This window comes from Erwinia sp. PsM31 (assembly GCF_030433775.1).
Classification (GTDB): domain Bacteria; phylum Pseudomonadota; class Gammaproteobacteria; order Enterobacterales; family Enterobacteriaceae; genus Erwinia; species Erwinia aeris.
Map to the genome: position 1 here is coordinate 84,577 of NZ_JARUWZ010000014.1, position 26,938 is coordinate 111,514.

Sequence of the window (26,938 nt, forward strand, 5' to 3'; positions counted from 1 at the left end):
CGCCGCATCTGCGGCGCTTTTTTTATGGTTTCGTCTGGGCCACAACGTCATGAACCCGGACATAGCCCAGCTGTTCCGGCGGCAGATTGCTCAGGCGCAGCGGCACCGTGACTTCGCTACGAGGCAGCAACGAGGCCGCCACGCTGAAGGTCTGGCTCTGGCTGTTTACCTGCAGCGGTTTGCCGGTAGTCGGATCCAGCTCGCCCCATTCTACCGTTGCGCTGAACGCAGGCAGATTGTTGTCGCCGGCAGAGCGAATATGCAGCATCGCCCGCGTGCCGTTAGCTTCATTTTCTATATGGCTCAGCGACAGCTTCACCTCGCCCAGCTGGCTTTGCAGCGGCACGGCCGTATTGGTGGCCGGCAGCAGCCAGGCGCCCTGGGTAGAATTGCCGTTAAGCATATTCTGCCGCGTCAGCGCCGTTGCCTGCTCGGTAAGCTGCTGCATCTCATTGTTGAGCTTGCCCACCTGGTTATGCAGCTTGTTGATCTGCGGCTGCTGCGGTGAGGCGCAGCTTGCCAGCAAAACAACCAGCGGCAGCAGCGAGGCCTTTTTCAGGTATCCGGCCATAGTTGCCTACTGAGGAATGCGTAAGGTCTGACCCGGATAGATCTTGTTCGGATCGGAGAGCATCGGCTTGTTAGCCTCAAAGATTTGATTGTACTTGTTCGGATCGCCATACACTTCTTTCGAGATAGCGCTCAGCGTGTCGCCTTTCTTCACCGTATAGAATTTTGCTTCGGTCGCGGTTTCAGCCACCTTCACGTTATCCTCAACGTGGGTGATACCGGCTACGTTACCGGCCGCTACCAGGATTTTTTCCTTCAGCTCTTGCGAAATGCTGTCGCCGCTGATGCTGGCCTTATCGCCATCCACCTTAACGTCCACCTTGTCGCTGCCCGGCAGGCCCAGCTTGTGGATATATTCTTTCAGCTTCGCGCTCTGGTCTTCACCAGCGCCGCTTACGGAATCCCACAGCTTCTCGCCAGCTTCTTTTACAAAGTTAAATAAACCCATATTTCCTCCGGCTAATCCTTGTTTTTAAAAAAGTTACGCCTGAGCGTTCTCTCATTATAGCGGAAGAACGAGGAGATACCTGGTCAGATGCCAGACAAAGCGATTCGGCGGGGGAAAGAAGGGCAACCCGATATTTTGTTGCTCGCCACTTCGCGCTACACTGTGTTCACTTTTCCAGGATCCAGGAATTATCATGCATTGCCCGTTCTGTTCTGCTGTGGATACCAAAGTTATCGATTCCCGCCTTGTGGGGGAAGGAACCTCGGTGCGCCGTCGCCGTCAGTGCCTGGTGTGCCATGAACGCTTCACCACTTTTGAAGTGGCCGAGCTGGTGATGCCGCGCGTGGTGAAAAGCAATGATATCCGTGAGCCCTTCAATGAAGACAAGCTGTGCAGCGGCATCATGAAGGCGCTGGAGAAGCGGCCGGTCAGCTCGGACGACGTTGAAAACGCCGTCAGCCATATCAAAAGCAAGCTGCGCTCCACCGGCGAACGGGAAGTACCCAGCAAGATGATCGGCAATCTGGTGATGGACGAGCTGAAAAAGCTGGATAAGGTGGCCTATATTCGCTTCGCCTCGGTTTACCGCAGCTTTGAAGATATCCGCGAATTCGGCGAAGAGATCGCCCGCTTACAGGATTAAGGCATGGATGAAATCTATATGGCCCGCGCGCTTGAACTGGCCAGGCGCGGACGCTTTACCACAACGCCCAATCCGAACGTAGGCTGCGTTATTGTACGCGACGGGGAGATTGTCGGCGAAGGCTACCATTTTCGCGCAGGCGAACCCCATGCTGAAGTTCACGCTCTGCGTATGGCTGGCGAAAAGGCGCGCGGCGCGACGGCTTACGTCACGCTGGAGCCCTGTAGCCACCATGGTCGCACGCCGCCATGCTGCGAGGCGTTGATTGCCGCAGGCGTAGCCCGAGTCGTCGCCGCCATGCAGGATCCCAACCCGGAAGTGGCGGGGCGCGGCCTTTACCGCTTGCAGCAGGCCGGTATCGAGGTCAGCCACGGGCTGATGATGCAGGAAGCGGAAGCGCTGAATCGCGGCTTTCTGAAGCGGATGCGCACCGGCTTTCCCTGGGTGCAACTGAAGCTGGGCGCGTCGCTGGATGGCCGTACGGCAATGGCAAGCGGCGAAAGCCAGTGGATCACCTCGCCGGAGGCGCGACGCGACGTGCAGCGCCTGCGGGCGCAAAGCGCCGCGATCCTGACCACCAGCGCGACGGTGCGGGCGGACGATCCCTCGCTGACCGTGCGCTGGGACGAGCTGAACCAGGACGTGCGCGCAATCTATGCGCAGCAGGATTTACGCCAGCCGGTCAGAGTGGTTATCGACAGCCACAATCGCGTTACGCCGCAGCATCGGCTGATTTCCCAGCCGGGGGAAACCTGGCTGGCGCGTCAGCAGCCCGACGGGCTAAGCTGGCCGGATAACGTGCAACAATTTTGCGTGCCGCGCCTCAATGGGCAAACCGATCTGGTTTCCCTGCTGATGCTGCTGGGACGCCGCCAGATCAACAGCGTCTGGGTAGAAGCAGGCGCTGCGCTTTCCGGTGCGCTGCTGAGCGCGGGCGTGGTTGATGAGCTGATCGTTTATCTTGCGCCGAAATTATTGGGCGATGCGGCACGCGGTTTGTGCCATCTGCCCGCTTTAGCACAACTTGCTGAAGCGCCGACGTTTATATTCAGCGATAGTCGTCAGGTTGGGCCAGATTTGCGCCTGACGCTGACGCCGCGATAGCGCTCTGCAGAAAAGCGGAAGCAGAGCGTTAAAGAGTGTGATAGAATCCGCCCCCCTGCGGGGCCATAACAAACCCTGAAAGGAAGATTATGAACGTTATTGAAGCTGCTGTTGCTACTCCTGACGCGCGCGTGGCCATTGTTATTGCGCGTTTCAACAATTTTATCAACGACAGCCTGCTGAGCGGTGCCCTTGATGCGCTGAAGCGTATCGGCCAGGTAAAAGATGAAAACATCACCGTTATCTGGGTGCCGGGTGCCTATGAAATGCCAATGACGGCGCGTGCGCTGGCGAACGCCGGCAAATACGACGCGGTTGTGGCACTGGGCACCGTGATCCGCGGTGGCACCGCCCACTTCGAATATGTTGCTGGCGAAGCCAGTTCTGGCCTGGCCAGCGTCGCTATGAACAGCGATATTCCGGTTGCCTTTGGTGTTCTGACGACGGAAAACATCGAGCAGGCCATTGAGCGCGCCGGAACCAAAGCGGGTAACAAAGGGGCGGAAGCCGCTCTGACCGCACTTGAAATGATTAACGTATTGAAAGCCATCAAAGCCTGATTTTAAGGGGAATTTTGTGAAACCTGCTGCTCGTCGCCGCGCCCGTGAATGTGCTGTCCAGGCGCTTTACTCCTGGCAGTTGTCAAAGAACGACATCTCTGATGTCGAATACCAGTTTCTGGCGGAGCAAGACGTCAAAGACGTTGATATCAGCTATTTCCGCGAGCTGCTGGGCGGCGTTGCGACCAACAGCGCGTACCTTGACGGCCTGATGAAGCCTTACCTTTCCCGCCAGCTGGAAGAGCTGGGTCAGGTGGAGAAGGCGATTCTGCGCATTTCGCTGTACGAGCTGAGCAAGCGCTCCGACGTTCCCTACAAAGTGGCTATTAACGAGGGGATTGAGCTGGCGAAAGTGTTTGGCGCTGAAGACAGCCACAAGTTCGTTAACGGCGTGCTGGATAAAGCCGCTCCGCATATCCGCCCCAACAAGAAGTAATCCTCTCAGGCCGGTCTTATCCGGCCTTCTTCCTTTTTTCTGCTGGAAAGCATTATGGCATGTGGCGAATTTGAACTTATCACGCGCTATTTTGATCGCATAACTAGCTCTCGTCGTGATGTGGAAAAAGGCATTGGCGATGACTGCGCCCTGCTTAACCTGCCCGAAAAACAGACGCTGGCGATCAGCACCGATACGCTGGTAGCGGGCGTACACTTTTTGCGTGACATCCATCCCGCCGATCTCGGTTATAAAGCGCTGGCGGTCAATCTCAGCGATTTGGCGGCAATGGGCGCCGATCCCGCCTGGCTGACGCTGGCGCTGACGCTGCCCGAGGTAAACGAAGCCTGGCTGAAAGAGTTCAGCGACAGCCTGTTCGAACTGCTGGATTATTACAATATGCAGCTGATCGGCGGCGATACCACGCGCGGCCCGCTGAGCATGACGCTGAGCATTCACGGCCTGGTGCCGCAGGGCAGGGCGTTGAAGCGGTCTGGCGCAAAGCCCGGCGACTGGATTTACGTTACCGGCACGCTGGGCGACAGCGCGGCAGGGCTGGCGCTGTTGCAGCACCATATCAAAATTAACGATCCCGCCGCGCATGAAGCCTTAATCAAACGCCACTTGCGCCCGATGCCGCGCATTCTGCAAGGGCAGGCGCTGCGCGACCTGGCCAGCGCCGCTATCGATATCTCCGACGGGCTGATCTCCGATTTGGGGCATATCCTGAAAGCCAGCGGCTGCGGCGCTCGTCTGCATCTGGATGCGCTGCCGCTTTCCGGGGTGATGAAAAGCCATTTTGACCCGGAGCAGGCAATCAGCTGGGCGCTGAGCGGCGGTGAAGACTACGAACTCTGCTTTACCGTCCCGGAAATCAATCGCGGCGCGCTGGACGTGGCGCTGGGGCATTATGGCGTGCCTTTTACCTGTGTAGGCCAGCTGGCGCCGCAGTCAGAAGGGCTGGTGCTGCTGGAAAACAACCGGCCCGTCGAGCGCAAACTGAAAGGATTTGATCACTTTGGATAAGCACGAGGCGAAAAAACGCCTGAAGATGAGCAATCCCTGGCACCTGCTGGCAACCGGTTTTGGCAGCGGATTAAGTCCGGTGGTGCCCGGCACCATGGGATCGCTGGCGGCTATTCCTTTCTGGTATCTGATGTCGTTTTTGCCGCCGGATATCTACTCTCTGCTGGTGATGTTCGGCATTTGCATTGGCGTTTATCTCTGCCATCGCACCGCGAAAGATATGGGCCTGCACGACCACGGCAGCATCGTCTGGGACGAGTTTATCGGTATGTGGATCACGCTGATGGCGATCCCGGTGAACAGCTGGCAGTGGGTGCTGGCCGGATTCGTGATTTTCCGCATCCTGGATATGTGGAAGCCGTGGCCGATCCGCTGGTTTGACCGCAACGTCCACGGCGGCATGGGCATTATGATAGATGATATTGTCGCCGGCATTATTTCCGCCGGTATTCTCTATTATGCCGGGCACCATCTGGCGCTGTAGCGAGCCGTGTAAAAAGGAGGCCAGCATAGCTGGCCTCTTTGCTTTATGCTTTAGTCCTGGCGCAACAGCGGCGCGGCTTATTCAAATCCCACCACGTGATGCGGCTGATAAACGCTTTCCAGTTCCGCGATCTCTTCCTGCGTCAGCTCAATATCCACTGCTTTTACCAGATCGGCCAGCTGCTCTGCGCGTGAAGCGCCGATAATCGGCGACGTGACCACCGGTTTTGCCAACAGCCATGCCAGCGCTATCTGCGCACGGCTCACACCGCGAGCTTCGGCAATAGCCGCCACGCGCTGCGCAATCGCGCCATCGTTCTCTTCGCTTCTGGCATACAGCGTGCTGCCGTATTGGTCGGAAGCGGTGCGCGCGGTGGTTTCACCCCACGGACGGGTCAGGCGACCGCGCGCCAGCGGGCTCCACGGCAGCACGGCGATATTTTCTGCCTGGCAGAGCGGGTGCATTTCGCGCTCCTCCTCACGTTGGATCAGATTGTACTGATCCTGCATGCTGACAAACCTTGTCCAGCCGTGACGATCCGCCGTGTAGAGCGCCTTGGCGAACTGCCAGGCATACATAGAAGACGCGCCGATATAGCGCGCTTTCCCGGCCTTCACCACGTCGTGCAGCGCCTCCAGCGTCTCTTCCAGCGGCGTGTTGTAATCCCAGCGGTGGATCTGCAATAAATCCACGTAGTCGGTGCCCAGGCGCGTCAGACTGTCATCAATGGACTGCATAATGCTGGCGCGTGAAAGGCCGCCGGCAAGATTACTCATCGGAAAGTAAACTTTGGTCGCCAGCACGATATCTTCGCGGCGCGCGTAGTCTTTCAATGCACGTCCCACGATTTCTTCACTGCTGCCGTCGGAATAGCTGTTGGCGGTATCGAAGAAGTTAATGCCCGCCTCCAGCGCCTGTTTGATCAGCGGACGGCTGCTCTCTTCAGGCAGTGTCCAGGCGTGGCGGCCGCGTTGGGGTTCGCCATAGGTCATACAGCCCAGGCACAAACGGGAAACGGTGAGATCGGTATTGCCTAACGGAAGGGTTTTCATGCGTGCTCCTGCTGATGTTAAAAAGGCGCAAAGGCCTAAGCATAGCAGGTACAGGCTCCCCGGAAGGGGAGCCTCGTGCGGTATTACAGCGCCAGCCAGCGCTTAATCTGCTGTTCGATGCCTTCGGCGTCCAGCTGATAATCGTGGCGGATCTCTTCCTGGGTGCCCTGCGGAATAAACTCATCCGGCAGGCCGATATTCAGCACCGGCACCAGCACGCGTTTCGCCATCAGCGCTTCAATCACGCCGCTGCCCGCGCCGCCTTTAATCGCGCCTTCTTCCAGCGTGATCAGCGCCTCGTGGCTGGCGGCCAGCTCAACGATCAGCGCCTCGTCCAGCGGCTTCACAAAGCGCATATCCACCAGCGTGGCGTTCAGCGATTCCGCGACGGCGGCGGCTTCCGGCAGCAGCGTGCCGAAGTTCAGGATTGCCAGCTTCTCGCCTTCGCGTTTCACCACGCCTTTGCCCAGCGGCAGCGACTGCAACGGCTGCAGCTCCGCGCCGGTTCCGGTGCCGCGAGGATAGCGTACCGCGCTTGGGCCAGCGCTATAGTGATAGCCGGTATAGAGCATCTGACGGCATTCGTTCTCGTCGCTTGGCGTCATGATCACCATATTCGGAATACAGCGCAGGAATGAGATATCAAAAGCGCCCTGGTGCGTCTGACCGTCCGCGCCAACGATGCCGCCGCGATCGATAGCAAACAGCACCGGCAGCTTCTGGATCGCTACGTCGTGGATCAGCTGATCGTAGGCGCGCTGCAAAAACGTCGAGTAAATGGCGACCACGGGCTTATAGCCACCAATCGCCAGTCCGGCGGCAAAGGTGACGGCGTGCTGTTCGGCAATCGCCACGTCAAAATATTGCGCCGGATAGTCGCGCGAAAAGCTGACCATGCCGGAGCCTTCACGCATGGCAGGCGTAACGGCCATCAGCTTGTTGTCATCGGCGGCGGTTTCGCTCAGCCACTGGCCGAAAATCTTCGAGTAGCTCGGCAGACCTTCGATCGCTTTCGGCAGCAGGCCGCTGGCCGGATCGAATTTCGGTACGGCGTGCCAGCTAATCGGATCTTTCTCCGCAGGGGCGTAGCCTTTGCCTTTTTTGGTCATGATATGCAGGAACTGCGGGCCTTTCAGATCGCGCATGTTTTTCAGCGTCTGCACCAGCGTCAGCACGTCGTGGCCGTCGACCGGGCCAATATAGTTAAAGCCCAGCTCTTCAAACAGCGTGCCGGGCACCACCATACCTTTCAGATGCTCTTCGGTGCGTCTGACCAGCTCTTTGATCGGCGGCAGGCCGGTCAGCACTTTTTTGCCGCCTTCGCGCAGCTTCGAGTAGGTTTTACCGGAAAGGATTTGCGCCAGGCGGTTGTTCAGCGCGCCGACGTTTTCCGAAATCGACATCTCGTTGTCGTTCAGCACGACCAGCAGATCGGATTTGATATCGCCCGCGTGGTTCATCGCCTCAAACGCCATGCCCGCCGTGATGGCGCCGTCGCCGATCACGCAGGCGGTGCGGCGGCCTTTGCCTTCTTTCTCTGCGGCAACGGCCATGCCCAGTCCGGCGCTGATCGAGGTACTGGAGTGGCCGACGTTCAGCACGTCATATTCGCTTTCGTCGCGCCATGGGAACGGATGCAGGCCGTTTTTCTGACGGATAGTGCCAATACGATCGCGGCGGCCGGTCAGAATTTTATGCGGATAGGCCTGGTGACCCACGTCCCAAATCAAATGATCAAAAGGCGTGTTATAGACATAGTGCAGGGCAACGGTCAGCTCTACCACGCCCAGTCCGGAGGCAAAGTGGCCGCTGGAGCGGCTGACGCTGTCGAGTAAATACTGTCGTAGCTCATCACAGAGTTTTGGCAGGCTCTCTTTAGGAAGCGAACGTAGTTCTTGTACCGAAGCGGCCTGCGCCAGCGTTGGATATTTTGCAGTATCAAAACTCATCAGAGACTCATTGTGAAAGTTATTTATTGCGTTCAATTATGTAACTTGCAAGCAGCTGTAGTGATGCTGTGTCAAAGCCTTGCGCGGCAAGTATTTCCAGTGCGCTGAGCGACTCCTGACAGAGCTCCCACGCTTTTGCCCGCGCGCGCTCAAGTCCCATCAACGCCGGGTAGGTACTTTTTCCTAACTGCTGATCGGCTCCCTGCCGTTTGCCGATGATGGCGGTGTCGCCCACCACATCCAGAATATCGTCCTGCACCTGAAACGCCAGGCCGATGGCTTCGGCATAGCGATCGAGCGCGGGCAGCGCGTCGCGTCCTCTGTCGCCGGCGGTCAAAGCGCCCAGGCGAACCGCGCAACGGATCAGCGCGCCGGTTTTATAACGGTGAATTTGCTCAAGCTCGCGCAGACCGACCTGCTGGCCTTCCGCCGCCAGATCCAACGCCTGGCCGCCGCACATGCCCGCAACGCCGCTGGCCTGCGCCAGCTCGGAAATCATCGCAATACGGTACTCTGCCGTTACGCCAGGCAAAGGCGTATCGGCAAGTATAGTGAAGGCCAGCGTTTGTAGCGCGTCACCGGCCAAAATAGCCGTATCTTCGCTGAATTTAATATGGCAGGTCGGCTGGCCGCGACGCAGGCTGTCATCGTCCATCGCAGGCAGATCGTCATGGATCAGCGAGTAGGCATGAATGCACTCGACCGCCGCAGCGGGCGCATCCAGCGCGGCATCGTCAGCATGAAGCATTTTGCCGGTAGCATACACCAGAAACGGGCGCAGGCGCTTGCCGCCGAGCAGCGCGCCGTACTCCATGGCATTCACCAGCGGAGACTGCTGAAAGGGCAGCGCGGTAATAAAGCGTTGTAAAGCCTGGTTGACGCGCGCGTGATGCGCGGTAAGAAGAGCGCTAAAATCCATCAGTCGTTTTCCGGCGTGAAGGGCTGAAGGTCGCCATTTTTGTCGTCGTTAAGCAGGATTTGCACACGCTGTTCCGCCTGCTGCAGTTTCTGCTGGCCCGCTCGCGCCAGCTGCACGCCGCGTTCAAATTCGTTGAGCGCCTCTTCCAGCGGCAGCTCGCCGCTTTCAAGACGGGAGACAATTTGCTCCAGCTGGGCAAGCGAGGTTTCAAAACTGGCGGGCTGTTCGGCTTTTTTCGGCATAATAACGGTTGCTCGGTGATGTTTTAGTCTGTCAGGTCACTCATGGTAGCCGACTCAAATTGATTAGCAAAATAATGATTCCGGGCGCTGTTGAAGAAGCAGTCGCCGGGCAGATGTGATACACTCATCTCCCCTGGATGTGAAGGGCGTAAGCTACTTTGCAATTCTCTGATTTTACCAGCTAAGTGCGCTCCATTTCAGCACTTAATTGCCCGTTGAGCCCGTGCCACCATGAAGTTTATCATTAAATTATTCCCTGAAATCACCATTAAAAGCCAGTCCGTTCGCCTGCGTTTTATCAAAATGTTAACGACGAACATTCGTAACGTATTGAAACAGTGCGACGAGACGCTGGCCGTGGTGCGCCACTGGGACCATATCGAAGTCCGTTCCAAAAACGAAAGCCAGCGCGGCTATATTATTGACGAACTGTCGCGCATTCCCGGTATTCATCACGTGCTGGAAGTCGAAGAGCGCGGCTATACCGATCTGCACAACATTTTTGAGCAGACGCTGGCGATGAACCGCGAGCGTATCGAAGGCAAAACCTTCTCCGTACGCGTCAAGCGTCGCGGCAAGCATGAGTTCAGCTCGCAGGACGTTGAGCGCTATGTAGGCGGCGGGCTGAATCAGCACGTCCAGAGCGCGCAGGTCAAGCTGAACCATCCGCAGGTCACGGTCAACCTGGAGATCGAAGACGATCGCCTGCTGCTGATCACCGGACGCTATGAAGGCATCGGCGGTTTCCCTATCGGCAGCCAGGAAGACGTGCTGTCGCTGATCTCCGGCGGCTTCGACTCCGGCGTGTCCAGCTATATGCTGATGCGTCGCGGCTGCCGCGTGCACTACTGCTTCTTTAACCTTGGCGGCGCGGCGCATGAAATCGGCGTGCGTCAGGTGGCGCATTACCTGTGGAACCGTTTTGGCCGCTCGCACAAGGTGCGCTTCGTGGCTATCAACTTCGAGCCGGTGGTTGGCGAGATTCTGGAAAAAGTGGACGACGGCCAGATGGGCGTGGTGCTGAAACGCATGATGGTGCGTGCGGCCTCGACTATCGCCGAGCGCTACGGCGTGCAGGCGCTGGTGACCGGCGAAGCGCTGGGCCAGGTCTCCAGCCAGACGCTGACTAACCTGCGGCTGATCGACAACGCTTCCGATACGCTGATCCTGCGCCCGCTGATTTCGCATGACAAAGAGCACATCATCAAGCTGGCGCGCCATATCGGCACGGAAGATTTTGCCCGCACCATGCCGGAGTATTGCGGCGTGATCTCGAAAAGCCCAACGGTAAAAGCGGTAAAGGCGAAAATCGAAGCGGAAGAGCAGAACTTTGATTTTGCCGTGCTGGAGAAAGCTATCGAAGAAGCCACCAATGTCGATATCCGTCAGATTGCGGAAGAGACCGAGCAGGAAGTGGTGGAAGTCGAAACCGTGGTGTCGTTTGGCGACAACGACGTGGTGCTGGATATCCGCTCGCCTGACGAGCAGGATGACAAGCCGCTGGAGCTGGAAGGCGTTGAGGTAAAAGGCATGCCGTTCTATAAACTCAGCACCCAGTTCGGCGATCTGGATCAGAGCAAAACCTGGCTGCTTTACTGCGATCGGGGCGTAATGAGCCGTTTGCAGGCGCTCTATTTACACGAGCAGGGCTTTAAAAACGTTAAGGTTTACCGTCCGTAAGCGGAAAGGTAAAAGGCGCTGGCTTCAGCGCCTTTTTTATCTCTTAACTCCGCTTTTGTTCGCAACAGGTTACCGGCTAAAGCGCTGGCCTGGCTGCTTCTCTGTCGCCAGCAGGCCTTTGCCCGTCAGCGACGCCGCTCAAACGGGTAGTCGCGCAGGCCGGATCTATTCCACCCATTCCCGATAGTCAAAAATACCCGCCGCCGGCACCAGCTGCTGCGCCACCTCATGCGCTTTCTCTTTACCTGCCAACAGATCGATCAGCTTCAGGGCAAAGTCGATCGCGGTGCCGGGCGCCTGGCTGGTGAGCAGATTGAAGCGGCGATCCCAAACTACGCGTTTATCCATCCACTGGCTTTCGGGAATAGTTTCCTTGAGGCCGGGAAAGCCGGTCATATTGGCAATCGGAAACAGCTTATGCGGCACCAGCACCGTGCCGGCCGCTGCGCAGATCGCCGCGACAATACGGCCGGACTGGTGAAACTGCCGCACCGTTTCCACCAGCAGCGGGCTGTCGCGAAAGGCTTCCGCGCCTTTCAGGCCGCCGGGCAGCACGATGGCGGCAAAATCGTTGTCGGCTACCTCAACCAGCGTGGCATCGGTTAACAGCCGTACGCCGCGCGAACAGCGGATTTCTTTGCTGCCGTCATCCGTTACGCTGGCGGTAGTGACCGTGAAGCCCGCGCGCACCAGCAGATCAATAGTGGTAACGGCTTCGGTTTCTTCACTGCCAGGTGCCAGGCAAACCAGTACGCTCGCGCTCATAATCTTGTTCCTTACGCTTAATCATTTCATAAAGTCGGCTGTTTTCCGGCGTGGTCAGCCCCTGCGCCCGCGCACGACGGATAACGTAGCCGGTAATATAGTCAATCTCCGTACGCCGCTGCGCGCGGATATCCTGCAGCATGGAAGAGGTATTGGCGGCGGTCGCGGTAATAATCTCTTTCACGTAGTCCAGCAGCGCCTCGCGAGAGGTATGTTCACCTTCACGCTCCATAACCATCGCCACTTCATCGCAGAGCAGGGCCACCTCCTGCGGATGGTTAAGCAGCTCGCCGTTGGTGCAGTCATACTGAACCGTCAGCGGATTGATCACGCAGTTTACGGCCAGCTTTTGCCAGGCGGCGGAGGAGACATTGTTATGCCAGGCGACGTCCGGCAGCGCCTGTTGCAGCGTTTCTGCCAGCCTGCTGAGCATGGCGCCGTCCGGAGAAGTCGGGCCGATATGGGTAATGCCGGAAGCAACATGGATAACCATGGTGCCGTCGCGCTTTGCCGCATGGGTCGTGATCCCGCGCAGCAGCGGCTGCGTGAGCATTTTAAGCTCGTCAAGCGTGCCCATGCCATTATGCAGCAGCAGGATCGGGCAGTCTTCACGCAGAATAAACCGCAAATTTTTTACCGCTTCGGATACCTGCCACGCTTTCAGCGTTACCAGCAGCAGGTCGCTTTCCGCTAAAAAAGCAGGGTCGTTGGCAATAAAGGTTTTGTTACTTATGTCGCCCTCAAGATCCACCACGTTGACCGAGCAATAAGGCTGCGGTACGCGTAGCCACCCCTGCACCTCATTGCCCTGAGCGTCCAGCGCAGCCAGCCAGATCTGCCCTAAAGCGCCGCATCCCAATACGGTAATCTTCATTCTTCCTCTCCGCAGCGGGTTGGATTAATTCTGCCGGGCCGAAGGCCGCGCTGGCAGAGCTGTTCTTATTATAGCTTTCCATGCCGATGGTTTTTTTACTGATGCTAAGTCGGTATTATGCCTGTCACAACAGAATCAGGAGAAAAAATCATGCCATCATTCGATATCGTATCTGAAATCGACCTGCAGGAAGTGCGCAACGCCGTTGAAAACGCCAACCGTGAAATTTCCACCCGTTTCGATTTTCGCAACGTGACGGCCAGTTATGAGCTGAACGAGAAAAACGAAACGATCAAGGTGCTGAGCGAGTCTGATTTTCAGGTGAAGCAGCTGATCGATATTCTGCGCGAGAAACTGCTCAAGCGCAGCATTGAAGGCGGCGCGCTGGAAGTGCCGGAAGAGATTGAGCACAGCGGCAAAAGCTGGAGCGTGGAAGTCAAACTGAAAAAAGGCATCCCGTCTGACGTGGCGAAAAAAATCGTCAAGCTGATCAAAGACAGCAAGCTGAAAGTGCAGTCTCAGGTGCAGGGTGAAGAAGTGCGCGTGACCGGTAAGTCCCGTGACGATCTTCAGGGCGCGATGGCGCTGGTGCGCGGCGGCGACCTGGGGCAGCCTTTCCAGTTTAAAAACTTCCGCGATTAATAATAAAAGGGCGATGCATCGCCCTTTTATTCAGTTTTCCCCGCCTGAATTCCACCGCTTCCGCCAGACTTTGTCATCGTAAAGGCGTTATCACGGCATTACGCAGCGCGACAAAGAGGGGAGGGCGGGGAGCGAGGCCGGAAATAATGGGGCGACAGGCCCCATTAACAGATAATCAGCAGCTGCCGACCAGCGCTTCCAGCTCGGGGCGATTGGTGACTTTGCTGTCAATCTTCACGTAGGCGCTTCGCTCTTCCGGCACGATAAAGACGGCGGCGACGCCAGGCTGCGCCCTCAGGCGTTTTTCCAGCGCGGCGGTGTCGGTAATATCATCGTGCAGCACGATACGCAGGCTGCTGACGTACGGCGGCTCCTGCATGGTGCAGCTCACCAGCAGCCAGACTACGGCGATAAAAGCGCCGACCACAAAGACGGTGGAGGCATCGAAGTGGCCATACAGCCAGCCGCCCAGGCTACCGCCGATCGCCACGCCAATAAACTGGCTGGTGGAGTAGACGCCCATCGCGGTGCCCTTATAGCCCGGTGGCGATTCTTTACTGACCAGCGAAGGCAAAATCGCCTCCATCAGGTTAAAGCCGATAAAGAACAGCTGCACGCCTAAGACCTGCGTCCAGAAGTGGTTGCCCGCGCCCCAGAGCACGATTTCTGCGATCAGGATAATCGCCACGCAGGCGATAAATACCCGCTTCATCTGGCGCTTCACTTCCGCATAGATAATAAACGGGATCACGCCGCAGAAAGCGATCAGCATGGTGACCAGATAGACTTTCCAGTGCTGCTCCGCCGGGAAGCCGGCCTGCTCGAACTCGCCGGGCAGCGCCACGAAGCTGGACATCAGCAGAATATGCAGGCACATAATGCCGAAGTTCAGCTTGACCAGGCGGCTGTTGGCCAGCACCGCGCGGAAGCTGCCCTTAACAATGCCGGATTCGCGGTTAAGCATATGGTTAGAGGCAGAAGGCACCACCAGCAGCGTGATCACAATGCCGCTGGACGCCAGCAGCGCAATCATCCAGAACAGCGCATGCAGACCAAGCGCATGGGTCACAATCGGCCCAAGCACCATCGCAATCGCAAAGGTAACGCCGAAGCTGATACCGATAAAGGCCATTGCTTTGGTGCGGTTCTGCTCGCGCGTCAGGTCGGAAAGCAGAGCCATTACCGCCGCCGCAATCGCGCCGGAACCCTGTAAAGCGCGGCCCAGGATCACACCCCAAATAGAGTTGGTGCTGGCGGCAATCACGCTGCCGAGCACGAAAATCAGTAGTCCGCCGACAATCAGCGGCTTGCGGCCGATACGGTCGGAAAGCAGACCAAAAGGAATTTGAAACACGGCCTGTGCCAAACCGTAGATGCCGATAGCAAGACCTATCAGCGCTTCGCTGGCTCCCTGTAATGCCATGCCGTAAGTGGTCAGGACGGGCAGAACCATAAACATGCCCAGCATACGCAGGGAGAATACCGTTCCCAAACCCCATGTCGCACGCAGTTCGACCGGAGTCATTTTATTATCGTTCATTACTACCTCAGTTTATCTGGTGAGCATATTTTAAGGCGTTGGGAAAGGTGGGTAAAATTATTATTAACGAGAAGTGGTAACAAAAAGAAAGGGCGCGATAATCGCGCCCTTCGGAGGAGGTGGAAGTTACCAGACGTAAGTCAGTAAATCCTTTGAGGCCGGCGTCATAAAGTCAACCGACATCATCACGCTTAGCGCGGTGATGGCGACGATGGAGAAAACGAACAGCTTGCGTGCCCAGACGCGATCGTTCTGCGTCTTATAGCCCGAAAGCGCCATTCCCAGCCACCATACGCTCACGGCGGCGGCGACCACCAGATATTTGTAGCCCGCGTAGCCCACCAGCGTCAGCATCAGTGTCGCAACCATAAACGCCAGGATATACAGCGTGATATGGTTTTTCGCCACGGAGATGCCTTTTACCACCGGCAGAACCGGGATATTCGCTGCCTGGTAATCTTTAAAGCGGAAGATAGCAATCGCATAGGAATGCGGCATCTGCCACAGGCTAAAGATAGCCAGCAGGATCAGCGCGCCAGCGTCGAACTGGTTGCTGACGGCACAGTAGCCGATAACCGGCGGCGCAGCGCCGGAAAGGCTACCAATCAGCGTGCCGTAGACGGATTTACGCTTCATATAGAGGCTGTAAATACCGACGTAAACCACAAAGCCCATCACCGCCAGCCACATGGCCAGCGGGTTTGCTCCGAGATACAGCAACGCGAATCCAGCAATACCCAGAACGGTTGCATAAACCAGAGAGACTGTCGGAGAAATGAGGCCTTTTACCAGCACACGGTTTCTGGTTCTCTCCATTTTTACGTCGATGTCGCGGTCAATAAAGTTGTTATAAACACAACCCGATGCGACCACCAGCGAGACGCCGACTAAGGTGGTGAGAAACAGGGAATAGTCGATGCTGCCTTTAGAAGCCAGCAGAAATCCCCCGATGACAGAAATTAAATTCCCGAAAATAATTCCTGGTTTCGTTACTTGCAGGTATTGCTTAATCATCACAGGCGACTCTTTAACGGACCATCATGTTGTAATTGAGGTTCCACATAATCCATATAGAGCCCACTACGACAATCAGAATGATGACGGCGGAAAACACTATCGCCACCAGATTCCAACGCTGATCGGTAGACGTGCTGAGGTGCAGGAAGTAATAAAGATGCACCAGCACCTGTACTACGGCTGCAATCACCACCACGGCCAGCATCGTCGTTTTAGACGCGCCGCCTTCCATGACGATCCAGAATGGAATCGCAGTCAGAATGATCGACAGAATAAAGCCGATCATATAAGTCTTCACGTTACCGTGAGAGGTACCATGATCGCTTAATGTCTTGCTCATTACATGGCCCCCAGCAGATAAACAATGGTAAATACGCAGATCCAGACAACGTCCAGGAAGTGCCAGAACATGCTCAGGCACATCACGCGGGTGTGGTTGGTGGAGGTCAGGCCCTTAGTGGCAACCTGATACATCAGCACCAGCATCCAGATCAGACCTGACGTCACGTGCAGACCGTGCGTACCTACCAGCGTGAAGAACGCCGACAGGAAGCCGCTGCGCTGCGGACCAAAGCCTTCGGTAATCAGGTGATGGAACTCATAGATTTCCATCCCGATAAAGCCAAGACCAAACAGGAAGGTCAGGCCCAGCCAGCCGAGAACGGCAGACTTAGTCCCTTTTTCCATGCTGATAACGGCAAAGCCGTAGGTAATGGAGCTGAACAGCAGCAGGGCGGTTTCAACCAGAACAAACGGTAATTCAAAAATATCTTTCCCTGACGGGCCGCCAGCGGTGTTGTTGACCATAACAGCATAGGTCGCGAACAGCGTGGCGAAGATGATGCAGTCGCTCATCAGGTAGATCCAGAAGCCAAACAGCTTATTGGCTCCTGCATCGTGATGCCCATGCTCCGCATGGGCGTCGTGGTGCTTAGTCAGAGTTTCAGTTGACATTTTTCAGACCTGCTTTGCTAATTTCGTCAAAGTGCTGATTCTCGATTTTTTCGATCTCGGCAACGGGAACGTAGTAATCCACGTCATCGTCGAAGCTCTTGATAATCCAGGTAAGGATCATGCCGAGGAAGGTGAGACCAGCCAGCCACCAGATGTGCCAGATAGCGGCAAAACCAAACACCATGCTGAACAGACCGATGACCAGACCCGCGCCGCTGTTTTTCGGCATGTGGATCTCTTCATACTTAGCAGGACGTTTGTACGCTTCGCCTTTCTCTTTCATTTCCCAGAACGCATCGCGCTCGTGGATAACAGGCACTTCAGCAAAGTTGTAGAACGGTGGTGGTGAAGAGGTTGCCCACTCCAGCGTACGACCGCCCCACGGGTCACCGGTCAGGTCGCGCAGCTGCTCGCGGTCACGTACAGATACCCAGAACTGGGTAAGCTGGCACAGGACGCCACAAGCGATCAGCGCAGCACCGACTGCCGCAACCACCAGCAGAGTGTGGAACTGAGGATCGATATTCTGGCTCAGACGACGGGTCATGCCCATGAAGCCCAGCGCGTACAGCGGCATAAAGGCAACAAAGAAACCAATGATCCAGAACCAGAAGGCGCGGATACCCCATTTTTCGTTCAGGCAGAAGCCGAACGCTTTCGGGAACCAGTAAGTCACGCCAGCAAAGCAACCGAATACCACACCACCGATAATAACGTTATGGAAGTGGGCAATCAGGAACAGACTGTTGTGCAGAACGAAGTCAGCACCCGGCACCGCCAGCAGAACACCGGTCATACCACCTACAGAGAAGGTGACCAGGAAGCCTACGGTCCACAGCATGGCAGAGTGCATCTGAATGCGGCCCTGGTACATGGTGAACAGCCAGTTGAAGATCTTAACACCGGTCGGGATGGCGATAATCATCGTCATGATACCGAAGAAGGCGTTAACGTTCGCACCGGCACCCATCGTAAAGAAGTGGTGCAGCCACACGATGAAGGAAAGGACGGTGATAACAACCGTTGCCCAAACCAGCGAGGTGTAACCAAACAGGCGTTTTTTCGAGAAGGTTGCAACCACTTCGGAGAACACGCCGAAGACAGGCAGAACCAGGATATAAACTTCCGGATGTCCCCAGACCCAAATCAGGTTGACGTACATCATCATGTTGCCGCCCATTTCGTTGGTAAAGAAATGGAAGCCCAGATAACGGTCAAGGGTCAGCAGCGCCAGCGTCACGGTCAGAACCGGGAAGGAGACGATGATCAGTACGTTAGTACACAGGGATGCCCAGGTAAACACAGGCATTTTGAACATGGTCATGCCCGGAGCGCGCATTCTCAGGATAGTAACGAAGAAGTTAATACCTGTTAATGTCGTCCCGATACCGGAGAGCTGCAGACTCCAGATCCAGTAGTCGACCCCGACCCCCGGACTGTATTCCGCGCCGGAAAGCGGTGGATAAGCCAGCCAGCCGGTCTGAGCAAACTCGCCCACACCCAGTGACAGGTTAACCAGCACCACGCCCACAGCCGTGAACCAGAAGCTCAGGTTGTTCAGGAACGGGAAGGCCACGTCGCGCGCGCCGATCTGCAAAGGAACAGCAATGTTCATCAGACCGATAACGAACGGCATTGCTACGAAGAAGATCATGATCACGCCGTGAGCGGTGAAGATCTGGTCGTAGTGATGAGGCGGCAGGAAGCCTGGATCGCCCATCGAGGCCATCACCTGCTGGCTACGCATCATGACCGCATCGGCAAAGCCGCGCAGCAACATGACGAAAGCCACGATGATATACATGATACCCAGTTTTTTATGGTCGACTGACGTCAGCCATTCAGTCCACAGGTATTGCCACTTACCGAAGTAAGTGATTGCTCCAGCAACAGCCAGACCACCAAGAATGATGGCGGCAACCGTAACCATGATAATCGGCTCATGGTACGGAACAGCATCAAGGGTTAATTTTCCCAACATCGTATTATTCCTCGGCTCCCGCGTGAGAGGCGTCGTTCATGTCCATGCCTTCATGCTCAGAGGACATAGCCATATTCCCGTGGTTCATCTTGAATTTGCCAATAACCTGCTTGAACAAATCAGGATTCGCCGTAGAGAAGAACTCCACCGGATGGTTTTCGCTTGGCGCAGCCAGTTTCTCGAAATCATCCATGGTCATCAGCTGGTTAGAAGACTCTTTCGCTTTCGCTACCCACTGATTGAATGCTGCATTATCAGGTGTGGCGATAGCTTTGAACTTCATGCCGGAGAAGCCGCGACCGCTGAAGTTAGAGGAGATACCGTCAAACGTGCCGGCCTCATTCGCGATCAGGTTCAGCTGAGTCTGCATACCCGCCATAGCGTAAATCTGGCTACCGAGGGTAGGAATGAAGAAGGAGTTCATCACGGAGTTCGAAGTGATCTTAAAGGTCACTGGCGTGTTGGCCGGGAAAGCAATCTGGTTAACGGTTGCAATACCCTGTTCAGGGTAGATAAACAGCCATTTCCAGTCCAGCGCCACCACATCAATCTCAATGGGTTTCACATTGGAAGCCAACGGTTTGCTTGGTTCCAGCGCGTGGGTTGATTTCCACGTCAGGACGCCAAGGAAGAGAATGATAAGGATGGGCACAGTCCATACCACGGCTTCCACTTTATTCGAGTGTGACCAGTTTGGACTGTATTTTGCTTCGGTATTCGATGCCCGATATTTCCAGGCGAACACCACGGCCATCAGGACTGCGGGAATAACGACGATCATCATCAAGCCGAAGGCTGTCAGTATCAGCGAACGTTGCTCCATTGCAACCTGTCCTTTGGGACTCAACAATGCACTATCACAGCCACTTAACAATACAGTGCCTGCGATTAATGACAGAATCCCCAAACTTTTATTGTATTTCCTGAGTCTCATTTAACGACCTCAATGACAAGGGCTCTATTGTCGTTTAAGTGTGGCGGCATTTTACGGGAACGTTTCAGTACTGTAAACCAGCAACAGCTTGTGTCAGCGAGGTGTTGACACCTTTTGCAAACACTGTCACACATGTTTCGGAGGGTGACAAAATATGAATAATAGCAGGGCTTTGGGGGTGATATAACAAAAACAGATGGAAAATCCCCTTCAGAAATCAGGGTCGCTATAAACAGCGAAATTGGTACTCAATTATTTAACATAGCCGTAGCATTTGATCTATGTCAAATAAACAAAAATAGTTTCGCAGCGGTTGTGTTTTCTCGTTTTATTGTAAATGTAAAGACGAGAATCTTTAGGAAATAACGGACGAGGCAAAATAAGCGCAGCGGTGGAATTGTTAAAAAATGATTAAATTACCTACACCACTGACGCTATTTACAGCGAAAAAAAAGGGCGTTTGTTACGTTGCTGTTAGCTTATTTTCTGCTATGGGCAATAAATAATAGCCGTTAAGGGTGCACAGAACAGCGCTGCTAATGTATTCCGGCTTCTTCAATGCTAACCCGATGTAATCAGACGGCACTGAGTTTGCCTTAAATCCGGGGTGGTCTGCATCCGCTTTCTCGAGTGAACGAGCTTGTTACGTGAGGTTTATCACACTATTCACTCTGGTTATCAATTGTTGTTGACAATGGCAAACGCACATCAATGAGTGAAGCCCGGCCCGGCCAGACGGGTGACAACGGGAACCGCCGTCCGATTGCCGGACGGCAAATGACCTTAGTCCTGCGCGCTGCGCTGCGCCAGATAATCGAGCAGCGAACCCAGCATCACGCCCGCCAACCCCAGCAGCGCCGCGCCGCCAAACAGCGTTGCGAGTAAATGGTCGATATGCGCCACGCCCAGGGCATCCAGTGCCAGCAGCGCCAGCGCAATCCCCGCCAGCGCGCAGCCCAACAGCAGCAGACGGATAGCCCAGCGGTAGGCCTGTGGCCAACGATCGCGGGGAGCGAACTCGCGCGTTTTCTCTGCCCTGTCCAGCGTGCGCTTACAGCCCGCCAGCAACACCAGCCCCGGCAGCGCCGCCGCGACGGAAAAGGCGTAAAACGCGGGCCAGCCCCAGCCTGCCACAAACCAGCCCGCGACCGGCCCGACATAGACGCGACCGACGGCGGACAGGGCAGAAAGCAGCGCGAACTGCGTGGCGGAAAACGACTTGTTGCACAGCGTCATCAGCAGCGCCACAAAGGCCGCCGTGCCCATACCGCCGCACAGATTCTCTGCAAAGACGGCCGCCGCCATGCTGTAAAGGTGTTTGTCGGTCACCGACAGCAGCCAGTAAGCCAGGTTTGACAGCGCCTGTAGGATGCCAAACAGCATCAGCGCGCGATAAAGGCTCAGCCGCTGCATCAGTATGCCGCCGAACAGCGCGCCGATAATCGTGGCGAACAGACCAAGCGTTTTGTTCACCAGCCCCACGTCGCCTGCGTCAAAGCCCACGCCGCGAATAAGGAAGATAGTGGTCAGGCTGGCGGCAAAGGCGTCGCCAAGCTTATAAAGGACAATCAGCGACAGGATCAGCCAGGCGTTATTACGGGTGAAAAAATCGCGCAGCGGCGCAATCACCGCTTCTTCCAGCGAGCGCGGCTGCACTATTGCCTCATCCGGTTCCTTCGCCAGTAGCGTGGCGATCACGCCCGGCACCATCATCGCGGCCATCAGCCACCAGATGGCCTGCCAGCCCAGATAACGGTCGGCCAGCCAGAGCGCCAGCCCGCCGGAAACCAGCATCGCCAGCCGGTAGCCGAACACGCTGATTGCCGCGCCGCTGCCGCGCTCTTCGGCAGGCAGGATATCCGTTTTCCAGGCGTCAAAAACAATATCCTGCGAGGCGGAACAGAAGGCGACCAGCACCGCCAGCGAGGCGAGCAGCGTCAGATCGCGTGACGGCTGCATAAAGCCCATCAGCGCAATAGCGACGATCAGCAGCAGCTGGGTCACCAACAGCCAGCCGCGCCGACGTCCTAAAAACGGCGGCGTATAGCGGTCCATCAGCGGCGACCAGAGAAACTTAAAGACGTACGCCTGCCCAACCAGCGAAAAAAAGCCGATGGTTTTAATATCGACATTTTCTACGGCCATCCAGGCCTGTAACGTGCCGGACGTCAGCGCCAGCGGCAAACCGGAAGAGAAACCGAGCAGGAGCAGAAGGGCGGCGTTACGACGGGTGAAAATTTGCAGATAGTGACTGGGCATACAAACCTTAAACAGTGCCCGCCAGCGCGGCGGGCAAGGCTATATTAACGGGCGTTTTGCTTGATAAACTCGTGAATGCTGGTGTCCTGCGCCATATCGTCGATGACGTCGCCCAGCGTCGCGTTGACCGCGTTGGTGATCTTATCGTTGGTGGCGTTAAACGCGCCTTCGACGCTGTAGGTCTGACGGTAGTTTTTCACCTGCTTGTTGCCGTTTTTTGCGGTAGCAATAATAGAGATATCGGCCTTGGTGGTAATGCTGTAGCGCACGTTGCCCTGGGTAACGTCTGAATAAAGGTTGTTCACCACGATCTGCAAATCAACCGCGCCGTTCGGGCCGATCATATAGCCGCGCGCGCCCATTTGTTTCTCCAGCACTTCCTGAAGCAGGAAACGCAGATCGCGGGACGGGGTCAGCGTGACCAGCTGGCCGTCGCGGTTCACTTTGGCGAGCGCTTTATCGCTACGCTGATCGGCACCGTTAATGCTGACGGTGACGCCCATCAGGCTCGGATCCTGCTGCGGCAGTTTGATGACTGGCGAAACGTTCAGCGTGGTGCTGTTGGTGGCGCAGCCGACCAGCATAAATACCGCCAGCAGAGGGAAGAATAATTTTTTTAGCATGCTTATGTTCTCGATTTTATGGGGTGTAGTCCGGACAAAACCGAGGTCATCATAACATTGCCTGTAGCAAGAGGAAGCCCCGGCGACGCGCAAATTCATTACCTTATCTTTTCACCCGGGCGGTCGGACGCGCTTTCTGGGCGCGGACAGTTGCAGCCGCCAGCGGGAAAATGCACAGTAGCGCGCCTGAACGGCGGATATTTTTCCGTAAACGGATCGGCAGGCGGCGAAATCCGGCTAATATTGAATAAGATGGGGCGCATCAGGTCGTAGAGGAGTGTGGTTATGATCCGCGAACAAATAGAAGAAAAGTTGAGAACGGCATTTACACCCGTGCACCTGGAGGTTCATGACGAAAGCTATCGTCACAATGTGCCTGCAGGGGCGGAAAGTCACTTCAAGATAGTTATCGTCAGCGACAGCTTTCTTAACCAGCGCTTTCTGATGCGGCATCGCGCCATTTATGGCGTGCTGGCCGACGAGCTGGCGGGAAGCGTTCACGCGCTGGCGCTGCATACCTATACCGAAAAAGAGTGGGTAGGGTTACAGGACACGGTTCCGGCTTCGCCCAACTGTCGCGGTGCCGGTACGCTGGCCTGAGGCAATCTCTGAAAATCTGAAGCGGCCTGCAGGCCGCTTTGTTGTTTCTGGTCGAAAAAACCGCGTTAACCCTTTCTTTTACTCCTTTCAGATGCAAAAAGCGTGAACCTTAACAAAATGGCGGCGCGTTGCAGCCTCGACTCGCTTTGCCGTTGCCGCTATAATGCTGCGTCTGTTTTTCCGAATGTCTTCGGGACGCTTCTGACAACAGGGAATGCGGTTCTGACATCAGAGGCCGTCCCGGTTCTTAGTCTTACTTTGCCCTGACGGGTAGAGCGAGTCTGAAGTTGACCGAGCACGTGATTTTTTGAGGTAATAAGATGCAAGTTTCAGTAGAAACAACTCAGGGCCTGGGCCGTCGCGTTACGATTACCGTTGCTAAAGATGTGATCGAAAACGCGGTGAAAAATGAGCTGGTCAGCGTAGCGAAAAAAGTGCGTATCGACGGTTTCCGTAAAGGGAAAGTGCCGATGACCGTGGTTGCACAGCGTTACGGCGCGTCTGTTCGTCAGGACGTGCTGGGCGATCTGATGCAGCGCAACTTTGTTGATGCGATCATCAAAGAGAAAATCAATCCGGCTGGCGCGCCAAACTACGTGCCGGGCGAATACAAAACCGGCGAAGACTTCACTTTCTCCGTAGAGTTCGAAGTCTATCCGGAAGTCGAGCTGAAAGGCCTGGAAGCAATCGAAGTTGAAAAACCGGTTGTTTCCGTGACCGACGAAGACGTCGATGCCATGCTGGATACCCTGCGCAAGCAGCAGGCGACCTGGAAAGAAACCGATCGCGCAGCGGCAGCTGAAGATCGCGTGACCATCGACTTCTCCGGCTCTGTAGACGGCGAAGAGTTCGAAGGCGGCAAAGCGTCCGACTTCGTACTGGCGATGGGCCAGGGTCGTATGATCCCAGGCTTTGAAGACGGTGTGGTTGGCCACAAAGCGGGCGAAACCTTCACTATCGACGTGAACTTCCCGGAAGACTACCACGCTGAAAACCTGAAAGGGAAAGCGGCGAAGTTCGAGATCGTGCTGAAGAAAGTTGAAGAGCGCGAGCTGCCGGAATTCACCGAAGAGTTCATCAAGCGTTTCGGCGTGGAAGATGGCTCCGTAGCGGGTCTGCGTACCGAAGTGCGTAAAAACATGGAGCGCGAGCTGAAAGGCGCCGTGCGTAACCGTGTGAAGACTCAGGCTATCGACGGCCTGGTCAGCGCTAACGACATCGAGGTGCCGGCTGCCCTGATCGACAGCGAAATCGACGTGCTGAAGCGTCAGGCTGCACAGCGCTTCGGCGGTAACGAGAAGCAGGCTCTTGAGCTGCCTCGCGAACTGTTCGAAGAGCAGGCTAAGCGCCGCGTGGTGGTTGGTCTGCTGCTGGGCGAAGTTATCCGCAGCCACGAGCTGAAAGCGGATGAAGATCGCGTGAAGACCCTGATCGAAGAGATGGCGTCTGCCTACGAAGATCCGGCTGAAGTGATCGAGTTCTACAGCAAAAATAACGAGCTGATGAACAACATGCGCAACGTCGCGCTGGAAGAACAGGCGGTGGAAGCCGTGCTGGAAAAAGCCAAAGTGACCGAAAAAGCGACAAACTTCCAGGAACTGATGAACCAGACCCAAACGGCCTGATCGTCTGATTTTTCAGGATAAATTAAAGCCCGCGGTCATCATGACCGCGGGCTTTTTTCTTTTATCCGCCGGATGGCGTGACATTATGGGCCTTATTCGCTCATTAAAGCGGCAAATTATCGACTATGCTACTTTTCCTGGTTAGCAGCCGCCTGAAAACGTTGTTATGCTTGAATTAGCGGGGGTGTATCCCCAGATAGTAAAGTTACGGTAAGGCTTTAGGATCGCCGATAGCTTTCGGGTGAATAAAGTTGGGGACATAGTGTTCCGGAACGCTCTCAAGTAGAATTGGTAGTGTGGCCAAATGAAAAATCCAGGAGACGGTAATGTCATACAGTGGCGAACGTGAACAAACAGCACCTCATATGGCTTTAGTGCCAATGGTGGTTGAACAAACTTCTCGCGGAGAGCGTTCTTACGACATCTTTTCCCGCCTGCTGAAGGAGCGCATTATCTTCCTGACCGGCCAGGTCGAGGATCATATGGCGAACCTGATCGTCGCGCAGATGCTGTTTCTGGAAGCAGAAAACCCGGAAAAAGATATCCACCTTTATATTAACTCTCCTGGTGGCGTAATTACCGCGGGCATGTCTATTTACGACACCATGCAATTTATCAAACCTGACGTCAGCACCATCTGTATGGGCCAGGCCTGTTCAATGGGTTCTTTCCTGTTGACCGCCGGCGCGAAAGGCAAACGCTACTGCCTGCCGCATTCCCGCGTGATGATCCACCAGCCGCTGGGTGGCTTCCAGGGTCAGGCGTCGGATATCGATATTCACGCGCGTGAAATTATCAAAACCAAGCAGATGATGAATGAGCTGATGGCCAAACATACCGGTCAGAGCGTCGAAACCATCGAGCGCGACACCCAGCGCGATCGTTTCCTTTCTGCCAGCGAGTCGGTGGAGTACGGTCTGGTCGACGCCATTTTGAACCAGCGCGGTTAAGCGGCGCTGGTTGGTAAAAGAGATTGCTGCCGTCATAAAGGCAGACTGACGGCCCGGGCCGTCAGCGTTAAACAAGAGGGGCAAGTTAATGACAGATAAGCGCAAAGACGGTTCAGGGAAGCTGCTGTACTGCTCTTTTTGCGGCAAGAGCCAGCATGAAGTCCGCAAGCTGATTGCCGGCCCGTCAGTGTATGTCTGCGACGAATGCGTCGATTTATGTAACGACATCATTCGCGAAGAGATCAAAGAAGTCGCGCCCCACCGCGAGCGCAGTTCGCTGCCGACGCCGCACGAAATCCGCGAGCATCTGGACGACTACGTTATCGGCCAGGAGCGGGCGAAGAAGGTGCTGGCGGTGGCGGTCTACAACCACTACAAGCGCCTGCGCAACGGCGACACCAGCAACGGCATCGAGCTGGGCAAAAGCAACATCCTGCTGATTGGCCCGACCGGCAGCGGCAAGACGCTGCTGGCGGAGACGCTGGCGCGCCTGCTGGACGTGCCGTTTACCATGGCCGACGCCACCACGCTGACCGAAGCGGGCTACGTGGGCGAGGACGTGGAAAACATCATCCAGAAGCTGCTGCAGAAGTGCGACTACGATGTGCAGAAAGCGCAGCGCGGCATCGTTTACATCGATGAAATCGACAAGATTTCCCGCAAGTCGGACAACCCGTCCATCACGCGCGACGTGTCGGGCGAGGGCGTGCAGCAGGCGCTGCTGAAGCTGATTGAGGGCACGGTCGCCGCGGTGCCGCCGCAGGGCGGGCGCAAGCATCCGCAGCAGGAGTTTCTGCAGGTGGACACCTCGAAAATCCTGTTTATCTGCGGCGGCGCGTTTGCCGGGCTGGACAAGGTTATCTCGCAGCGCGTGGATACCGGCTCGGGCATCGGCTTTGGCGCGACGGTAAAAGGCAAGGCGGAGAAGGCGACGGAAGGCGAGCTGCTGGCGCAGGTGGAGCCGGAGGACCTGATTAAGTTCGGTCTGATCCCGGAGTTTATCGGTCGTCTGCCGGTGGTGGCGACGCTGACCGAGCTGAGCGAGGAAGCGCTGATCCAGA

At 56.0% G+C, this 26,938-nt stretch carries 28 protein-coding genes; 12 read left to right on the forward strand and 16 right to left on the reverse strand.

Annotation, left to right across the window (positions count from 1 at the left end):
* Window positions 1-22: 22 nt before the first annotated feature.
* Together QCD69_RS12945 and lysM are read right to left on the reverse strand one after the other, a co-directional pair.
* Window positions 23-571 (reverse strand): DUF3251 domain-containing protein, encoded by a 549-nt coding sequence (locus QCD69_RS12945; protein WP_253455076.1) that lies wholly within the window; start codon window positions 569-571, stop codon window positions 23-25.
* Window positions 572-577: 6 nt separating this feature from the next.
* On the reverse strand, window positions 578-1,018 hold the full coding sequence (gene lysM / locus QCD69_RS12950; RefSeq protein WP_125288404.1) for a peptidoglycan-binding protein LysM: 441 nt from the start codon (window positions 1,016-1,018) through the stop codon (window positions 578-580).
* A gap of 193 nt (window positions 1,019-1,211) precedes the next feature.
* Between lysM and nrdR the strand changes: the two genes are divergently transcribed.
* From nrdR to pgpA, 6 genes are all read left to right on the forward strand, one after another.
* Entirely contained in the window at window positions 1,212-1,661 is a 450-nt protein-coding gene (gene nrdR / locus QCD69_RS12955; RefSeq protein WP_125288405.1) for a transcriptional regulator NrdR, read from the forward strand.
* Window positions 1,662-1,664: 3 nt separating this feature from the next.
* On the forward strand, window positions 1,665-2,765 hold the full coding sequence (ribD, locus tag QCD69_RS12960) for a bifunctional diaminohydroxyphosphoribosylaminopyrimidine deaminase/5-amino-6-(5-phosphoribosylamino)uracil reductase RibD (RefSeq protein WP_253455074.1): 1,101 nt from the start codon (window positions 1,665-1,667) through the stop codon (window positions 2,763-2,765).
* A gap of 89 nt (window positions 2,766-2,854) precedes the next feature.
* Window positions 2,855-3,325: a 6,7-dimethyl-8-ribityllumazine synthase gene (gene ribH, locus QCD69_RS12965; protein WP_125288407.1), complete on the forward strand. Its 471-nt coding sequence runs from the start codon at window positions 2,855-2,857 to the stop codon at window positions 3,323-3,325.
* Between the two features lie 16 nt (window positions 3,326-3,341).
* Window positions 3,342-3,761, forward strand: coding sequence for a transcription antitermination factor NusB (nusB, locus tag QCD69_RS12970; RefSeq protein ID WP_125288408.1), 420 nt, complete (start codon window positions 3,342-3,344; stop codon window positions 3,759-3,761).
* A gap of 54 nt (window positions 3,762-3,815) precedes the next feature.
* A complete protein-coding gene (gene thiL / locus QCD69_RS12975) occupies window positions 3,816-4,787 on the forward strand; it encodes a thiamine-phosphate kinase (protein ID WP_301252317.1) in 972 nt (323 codons plus the stop codon).
* A complete protein-coding gene (pgpA, locus tag QCD69_RS12980; RefSeq protein WP_253455072.1) occupies window positions 4,771-5,271 on the forward strand; it encodes a phosphatidylglycerophosphatase A in 501 nt (166 codons plus the stop codon). Before thiL ends, pgpA begins: the two co-directional genes overlap by 17 nt.
* 77 nt (window positions 5,272-5,348) lie before the next feature.
* Here pgpA and QCD69_RS12985 read toward each other — a convergent pair whose 3' ends face one another.
* From QCD69_RS12985 to xseB, 4 genes are all read right to left on the reverse strand, one after another.
* Window positions 5,349-6,323 carry an aldo/keto reductase gene (locus QCD69_RS12985; RefSeq protein WP_301252318.1) on the reverse strand — a complete coding sequence of 325 codons (975 nt, stop codon included), beginning with the start codon at window positions 6,321-6,323 and terminating at the stop codon, window positions 5,349-5,351.
* An 83-nt stretch (window positions 6,324-6,406) separates the two neighbouring features.
* A complete protein-coding gene (dxs, locus tag QCD69_RS12990) occupies window positions 6,407-8,272 on the reverse strand; it encodes a 1-deoxy-D-xylulose-5-phosphate synthase (protein WP_253455070.1) in 1,866 nt (621 codons plus the stop codon).
* Window positions 8,273-8,291: 19 nt separating this feature from the next.
* Window positions 8,292-9,191 (reverse strand): (2E,6E)-farnesyl diphosphate synthase, encoded by a 900-nt coding sequence (gene ispA / locus QCD69_RS12995; protein WP_301252319.1) that lies wholly within the window; start codon window positions 9,189-9,191, stop codon window positions 8,292-8,294.
* Window positions 9,191-9,433 (reverse strand): exodeoxyribonuclease VII small subunit, encoded by a 243-nt coding sequence (gene xseB, locus QCD69_RS13000; RefSeq protein ID WP_125288415.1) that lies wholly within the window; start codon window positions 9,431-9,433, stop codon window positions 9,191-9,193. Before xseB ends, ispA begins: the two co-directional genes overlap by 1 nt.
* 231 nt (window positions 9,434-9,664) lie before the next feature.
* Here xseB and thiI point away from each other — a divergent pair, with 231 nt between their 5' ends.
* Window positions 9,665-11,113, forward strand: coding sequence for a tRNA uracil 4-sulfurtransferase ThiI (thiI, locus tag QCD69_RS13005; RefSeq protein WP_125288416.1), 1,449 nt, complete (start codon window positions 9,665-9,667; stop codon window positions 11,111-11,113).
* A gap of 165 nt (window positions 11,114-11,278) precedes the next feature.
* Here the strand turns inward: thiI and yajL are convergent, their stop codons facing one another.
* Entirely contained in the window at window positions 11,279-11,878 is a 600-nt protein-coding gene (gene yajL / locus QCD69_RS13010; protein WP_253455067.1) for a protein deglycase YajL, read from the reverse strand.
* Window positions 11,838-12,752, reverse strand: a complete 915-nt coding sequence (panE, locus tag QCD69_RS13015) for a 2-dehydropantoate 2-reductase (RefSeq protein WP_301252321.1) — start codon at window positions 12,750-12,752, stop codon at window positions 11,838-11,840. The genes yajL and panE overlap by 41 nt, the downstream gene beginning before the upstream one ends.
* A gap of 150 nt (window positions 12,753-12,902) precedes the next feature.
* On the opposite strand from panE, the gene QCD69_RS13020 reads away from it, so the two are divergent.
* A complete protein-coding gene (locus QCD69_RS13020) occupies window positions 12,903-13,394 on the forward strand; it encodes a YajQ family cyclic di-GMP-binding protein (RefSeq protein ID WP_301252322.1) in 492 nt (163 codons plus the stop codon).
* A gap of 175 nt (window positions 13,395-13,569) precedes the next feature.
* Here QCD69_RS13020 and QCD69_RS13025 read toward each other — a convergent pair whose 3' ends face one another.
* From QCD69_RS13025 to QCD69_RS13060, 8 genes are all read right to left on the reverse strand, one after another.
* On the reverse strand, window positions 13,570-14,934 hold the full coding sequence (locus QCD69_RS13025; RefSeq protein ID WP_253455063.1) for an MFS transporter: 1,365 nt from the start codon (window positions 14,932-14,934) through the stop codon (window positions 13,570-13,572).
* A gap of 126 nt (window positions 14,935-15,060) precedes the next feature.
* Complete coding sequence (gene cyoE, locus QCD69_RS13030; RefSeq protein ID WP_125288628.1) at window positions 15,061-15,948, reverse strand: heme o synthase; 888 nt, start codon at window positions 15,946-15,948, stop codon at window positions 15,061-15,063.
* 13 nt (window positions 15,949-15,961) lie between these two features.
* Entirely contained in the window at window positions 15,962-16,291 is a 330-nt protein-coding gene (locus QCD69_RS13035) for a cytochrome o ubiquinol oxidase subunit IV (protein ID WP_125288421.1), read from the reverse strand.
* On the reverse strand, window positions 16,291-16,905 hold the full coding sequence (locus QCD69_RS13040) for a cytochrome o ubiquinol oxidase subunit III (RefSeq protein ID WP_253455061.1): 615 nt from the start codon (window positions 16,903-16,905) through the stop codon (window positions 16,291-16,293). Before QCD69_RS13040 ends, QCD69_RS13035 begins: the two co-directional genes overlap by 1 nt.
* Window positions 16,895-18,886, reverse strand: a complete 1,992-nt coding sequence (cyoB, locus tag QCD69_RS13045; protein WP_253455059.1) for a cytochrome o ubiquinol oxidase subunit I — start codon at window positions 18,884-18,886, stop codon at window positions 16,895-16,897. The genes QCD69_RS13040 and cyoB overlap by 11 nt, the downstream gene beginning before the upstream one ends.
* A 4-nt stretch (window positions 18,887-18,890) precedes the next feature.
* Complete coding sequence (gene cyoA, locus QCD69_RS13050) at window positions 18,891-19,820, reverse strand: cytochrome o ubiquinol oxidase subunit II (protein ID WP_301252323.1); 930 nt, start codon at window positions 19,818-19,820, stop codon at window positions 18,891-18,893.
* A 783-nt stretch (window positions 19,821-20,603) separates the two neighbouring features.
* A complete protein-coding gene (ampG, locus tag QCD69_RS13055) occupies window positions 20,604-22,079 on the reverse strand; it encodes a muropeptide MFS transporter AmpG (RefSeq protein WP_301252324.1) in 1,476 nt (491 codons plus the stop codon).
* A gap of 44 nt (window positions 22,080-22,123) precedes the next feature.
* Entirely contained in the window at window positions 22,124-22,702 is a 579-nt protein-coding gene (locus QCD69_RS13060; protein WP_301252325.1) for a lipoprotein, read from the reverse strand.
* A 285-nt stretch (window positions 22,703-22,987) separates the two neighbouring features.
* Here QCD69_RS13060 and bolA point away from each other — a divergent pair, with 285 nt between their 5' ends.
* The 4 genes from bolA to clpX form a co-directional block, all read left to right on the forward strand.
* Entirely contained in the window at window positions 22,988-23,302 is a 315-nt protein-coding gene (gene bolA, locus QCD69_RS13065) for a transcriptional regulator BolA (RefSeq protein ID WP_253455054.1), read from the forward strand.
* A gap of 320 nt (window positions 23,303-23,622) precedes the next feature.
* The gene (gene tig / locus QCD69_RS13070; protein WP_253455053.1) at window positions 23,623-24,927 is read left to right on the forward strand and encodes a trigger factor; all 1,305 of its coding nucleotides are present in this window, start codon (window positions 23,623-23,625) and stop codon (window positions 24,925-24,927) included.
* A 326-nt stretch (window positions 24,928-25,253) separates the two neighbouring features.
* Window positions 25,254-25,877: an ATP-dependent Clp endopeptidase proteolytic subunit ClpP gene (gene clpP, locus QCD69_RS13075; protein WP_125288429.1), complete on the forward strand. Its 624-nt coding sequence runs from the start codon at window positions 25,254-25,256 to the stop codon at window positions 25,875-25,877.
* Between the two features lie 88 nt (window positions 25,878-25,965).
* Window positions 25,966-26,938: ATP-dependent protease ATP-binding subunit ClpX (gene clpX / locus QCD69_RS13080; RefSeq protein WP_301252328.1), on the forward strand; the 973-nt coding region annotated here is incomplete at its 3' end.